The organism is Saliniramus sp. (assembly GCF_035311605.1).
In the GTDB taxonomy this organism is placed as follows: Bacteria; Pseudomonadota; Alphaproteobacteria; order Rhizobiales; family Beijerinckiaceae; genus Saliniramus.
The window spans coordinates 1-4,066 of sequence record NZ_DATGCW010000010.1; the positions used below are offsets into that span (position 1 = coordinate 1).

The 4,066-nt window shown below is 67.4% G+C and carries 4 protein-coding genes; 3 read left to right on the forward strand and 1 reads right to left on the reverse strand.

The window, feature by feature from the left end:
* The 3 genes from mtnA to VKP01_RS00575 all read left to right on the forward strand — a co-directional run.
* Positions 1–1,075 (forward strand): S-methyl-5-thioribose-1-phosphate isomerase (mtnA, locus tag VKP01_RS00565; protein ID WP_324409697.1); only part of this gene is annotated, 1,075 nt, incomplete at its 5' end.
* 228 nt (positions 1,076–1,303) lie between these two features.
* Complete coding sequence (locus VKP01_RS00570; protein ID WP_324409698.1) at positions 1,304–2,098, forward strand: N-acetylmuramoyl-L-alanine amidase; 795 nt, start codon at positions 1,304–1,306, stop codon at positions 2,096–2,098.
* Positions 2,095–2,661, forward strand: coding sequence for an ureidoglycolate lyase (locus tag VKP01_RS00575; RefSeq protein ID WP_324409699.1), 567 nt, complete (start codon positions 2,095–2,097; stop codon positions 2,659–2,661). The genes VKP01_RS00570 and VKP01_RS00575 overlap by 4 nt, the downstream gene beginning before the upstream one ends.
* A gap of 7 nt (positions 2,662–2,668) precedes the next feature.
* On the opposite strand, the gene VKP01_RS00580 is transcribed toward VKP01_RS00575, so the two are convergent.
* Positions 2,669–4,066 (reverse strand): gamma-glutamyltransferase (locus tag VKP01_RS00580; RefSeq protein ID WP_324409700.1); only part of this gene is annotated, 1,398 nt, incomplete at its 5' end.

A 4,066-nucleotide genomic window follows, 5' to 3' on the forward strand; every position in this document is an offset into this window, starting at 1 on the left:
CACGATTTTTCCCGCAGAAGATGGCGACGGCATCATGGTCATTGACCAGACGAAGCTGCCCTTCGACTTTGCATTGTTGCGCCTTCGCGACATGGAGGAAGCCGCTCAGGCGATCGTCACCATGGTCGTGCGCGGCGCCCCATTGATTGGCGCCACGGCGGCCTACGGTGTCGCCATGCAGATGCGCGTCGATCCCTCCGACGCCTCGCTTGCCGGCGCCATCCGCCGCCTGACCGCGACGCGCCCCACCGCCGTCAACCTGCATTGGGCGCTCGCGCGCATGGAGCGATGCCTCAGTGCCGTTGCGCCCTCGAGGCGCGCGGATCGCGCCTTCGCCGAGGCGGCCGCGTTGTGTGATGAGGATGTCGAGCAGTGCCGGCAGATCGGCGCCCATGCGATGACGTTGATCGCCGAGCGTCATCGCGAGACGGGGCGCCCCGTCAATATCCTCACCCACTGCAATGCCGGCTGGCTCGCCTGCGTCGACTGGGGTACCGCGCTCTCGCCGATCTATCAGGCGCATGATGCGGGCATTCCGGTTCATGTCTGGGTGGACGAAACCCGCCCGCGCAACCAGGGCGCAGCGCTGACGGCCTACGAGCTCGGCGGCCACGGCGTACCGCATACGGTGATCGTCGACAATGCCGGCGGCCATCTGATGCAGCACGGGAAGGTCGACATGTGCATCACCGGCACCGACCGCATCACGGCCACCGGTGATGTGGCAAACAAGATCGGAACCTATCTCAAGGCCCTCGCGGCGCGTGACAACGGTGTGCCCTTCTACGTCACCCTACCCGCTTCCACGATCGACTGGACCATCGATGACGGTGTGGGCGGCATCGAGATCGAGGAGCGCGCCGAGCGCGAGGTTACGCATCTTACCGGGTTGACCGATTCCGGTGCGATCGAGACGATCCGCGTCGTGGCGCCGGGCTCGCCCGCGGGCAACCCCGCCTTCGACGTCACCCCCGCCCGCCTCGTCACCCGCCTGATCACCGAGCGCGGCATCTGCGAGGCCAGCCACGAGGGCCTGCTCGGCCTCTATCCGGAGCGCCGCGCGGCAGCGGAGTAGCGCGACCACGTGTGCCCTGCCGCATGAAGGCCGCGCCTGGCCTCCCCTTTCCCTGTGGAAAGGAGCTGGAAATGAGGGGCGCATCACAATGAAGCACCCGCGTGATGAAGCGCAGGACCGCCATTGATGGCGCAGAACAATCTCACTGCCCTCACTCCCGGCCCCTTGCAAGGCCGCCCGGCGGCGCCTATCGCTTGCCGGAGATTTTGAAACTGACGACGAGTTGCCATGTCCCTGCCAAGTCCGGAAAGTCCCGTCGCCACGAAGGTCTTCCCCTCGCCCAATCACGGCGAGCGCAAGCCTGATGCGGGCGATGGCAGGGCGGCAATGCCTGCGCCCTGCGACATGCTGATCCTGCATTATACCGGCATGCCCGATAGCGGCGAGGCGCTGCAATGGCTGTGCAATCCGATCGCACAGGTCTCGGCGCATTATTTCGTCTTCGAGAATGGCCGCGTGCTCCAGCTCGTCCCGGAGAGCCGCCGCGCATGGCATGCGGGGGAAGCCGCCTGGGGACGCGCGACCGATATCAACTCGCGCTCGATTGGCATCGAGATCGCCAATCCCGGCCATGACGGCGGGCTGCCGCCCTTCCCCGAGACGCAGATCGAGGCGGTGATCGCTTTGGCCCGCGACATCTGCACGCGCTGGCGCATTCCACCACAGAACGTGCTGGCCCATTCCGACGTGGCGCCGTTGCGCAAGCAGGATCCCGGCGAGTTGTTTCCCTGGGCGCGGCTGCATGAAGCGGGTATCGGGCATCTCGTCGCGCCCGAGCCGATCATCGACGGGCGTTATTTCGCGCAGGGCGAGACGGGCCAGCCAATCGAAGCGCTGCAGGCAATGTTTGCCATGTATGGCTATGCGCTTGCCATCGACGGCGAATTCGGACCGCGCACCCATGCCGTCGTCACCGCCTTCCAGCGCCATTTCCGGCCCGGGCGCATCGACGGCGTCGCCGATGCCTCGACCATCACCACCCTGCGCAATCTCATCCGCGCCCGACCGGGAGTCTCCTCATGACCCGCGAAACCATGACCCTGACACCGCAGCAACCCACAGCCGAAGCCTTCGCTCCCTATGGCACCATGCTGGGCCGAGATATCGATTTCGCCGATGCAGCGCCCGAGCGCCTGTCCTGGCACGAAGCCGCCACCGATTTCCGTCACGAGCATGATTTCGACACCGCTGGCGGCACGCCGGAATTCATCTGGGTGCGCTACCGCAATCCCGGACCGGAAATCACACGACTCGAAATGCATCTGTTCACCGAGCAGGCCGTGGTGCCGCTGACCGGCGCGCCGATCATCCATATCGTCGGGCGCAGCCTCGCGGGCAAGCCGGAGCAGCCCGATCCGGACAGCCTCACCGCCTTCCTCGTACCCGCCGGAACCGGCCTGTGCATGGCGCCGGGGATCTGGCATGCGAGCCTTGCACCGAATGGCGAGGCGATCTGCCTGATGCTGACGCGCCGCTCGACGCAGGAGGATCTCGTCGGCCATCTCATGCATGGCAGCGAAGCCCGCGAGAGCCGCATCGTGACGCTCGCCGATCTGGGCTGGCCGACCTTGCGCATGGCCGGGTGAGGCTGCTTCAGGCGGCGGCACCATCATAGGCGGGATCCGGCGCGCCGGCACAGCCGGTCGCGTCGCGTTCTACCGCCTGGACGATTCCAAGATGCCGGCGATGATCGCGTGGGCTCGTGACGATCGTATAGCCGCGCGCGCGCAGACGATCGGCCTCGGGATGGCCCTCATGCAGCCGCAGGGCGCCGCCGAGCCAGTTGCAACGCGGCGCGCCCACTGCCTCGCGCAGGCCCTGCCCGCGCATCAGTCGCCCGACCAGCACCTGCATCACCGCACCGGGTATCCGCTCGCTCCCCGCCGCACCGATGGCGAGGCGCAGGCCGCCCGCACCCGTCACGATGGTCGGCGTCATCTCGGTGACGTCGCGCGCGCCCGCGCGCGGATCACTCGCCATACGATAGGAATGGGCAAAGAGCACCCCGTGCACGGGATCGGCGACGCCGGCGCCGAAATGCGGGCCGATCGACCCCGTCAGCGCGACCATGTTGCCCGCCGCGTCGACCACGCTCAGATGCGTCGTATCGCGATCGGCGCGTATGCCCGGCGCGCCGAAAGCCGCGACGAGACGCGCACCGGTATCCTGGGAACGCACCTGTTGCCGGATCCGCGCCGCGCGCATCTGCGCGAAATCCGGATCACACAGCATCTCCAGCGGCAATCCGAAAGGTTTCGGCGTGAGCGTTCCGACTTCCTGGGGGCGGTCGGCCAGCGTGCAGAGCAATGTGAGCGCGATCTGCTCGGCGAAATCCGGATCAGAAGGGTCGAACCGACCGGCCTCGACGATGGCGGCCATCTGCGCAAGCGTATGCCCCCAGCCCTGACGCCCGATTGTTGCAAGGCCATGGCCGGCGAGGGCGCCATGAAGGATTTCGCCGTCGCCGGTCGCATCCTGCGCAAGATCCCCGGCGGTGACGAACCCGCCGGATGTCGCGATGCGCCGTGCAAGCCCCTCCCGCTCGGCACGGTCACGTCCGAGTGCTAGCAGATCATCTGCGAGGGCCCCCAGGAGCTGCGCGAGGGCCGGATGCCTGAAACGCTCTCCGGGACCGTAGGGGGTCCCGTCAGACTTCAGATAGAAACGCCGCGCACCGGGATCAGCGGCGAGCGCGGCGCCTTTTTCCTGCCAGATCGCCCCGAGTGCAGGCGGGATCGCAAACCCCTCCTCCGCAAGCCGTCGCGCGGGCGCAATGATTTGCGAAAGCGGTATCCGGCCATGCCGGCAATGGGCCCGGTCGAGCGCCGGCAACAGGCCGGGGACGGGCACGGCGGCAAAGCCACTGCGGGTCTCGCACGCTTGCGCTTCGGGCAGGATCAACGGCGCGCGGCTCGCGCCATCGATCGCCCAGAAGCGTTCGCCCGTGAGGCCGAGTATCTGGCAACGGCCGAACAGGCTCAGATTGATCGG

Excerpts from the sequence above, each read along its gene's own strand:
- VKP01_RS00570 (WP_324409698.1), top strand. The coding sequence starts at position 1,304 with ATGTCCCTGCCAAGTCCGGAAAGTCCCGTCGCCACGAAGGTCTTCCCC.
- VKP01_RS00575 (WP_324409699.1), top strand. The coding sequence starts at position 2,095 with ATGACCCGCGAAACCATGACCCTGACACCGCAGCAACCCACAGCCGAA.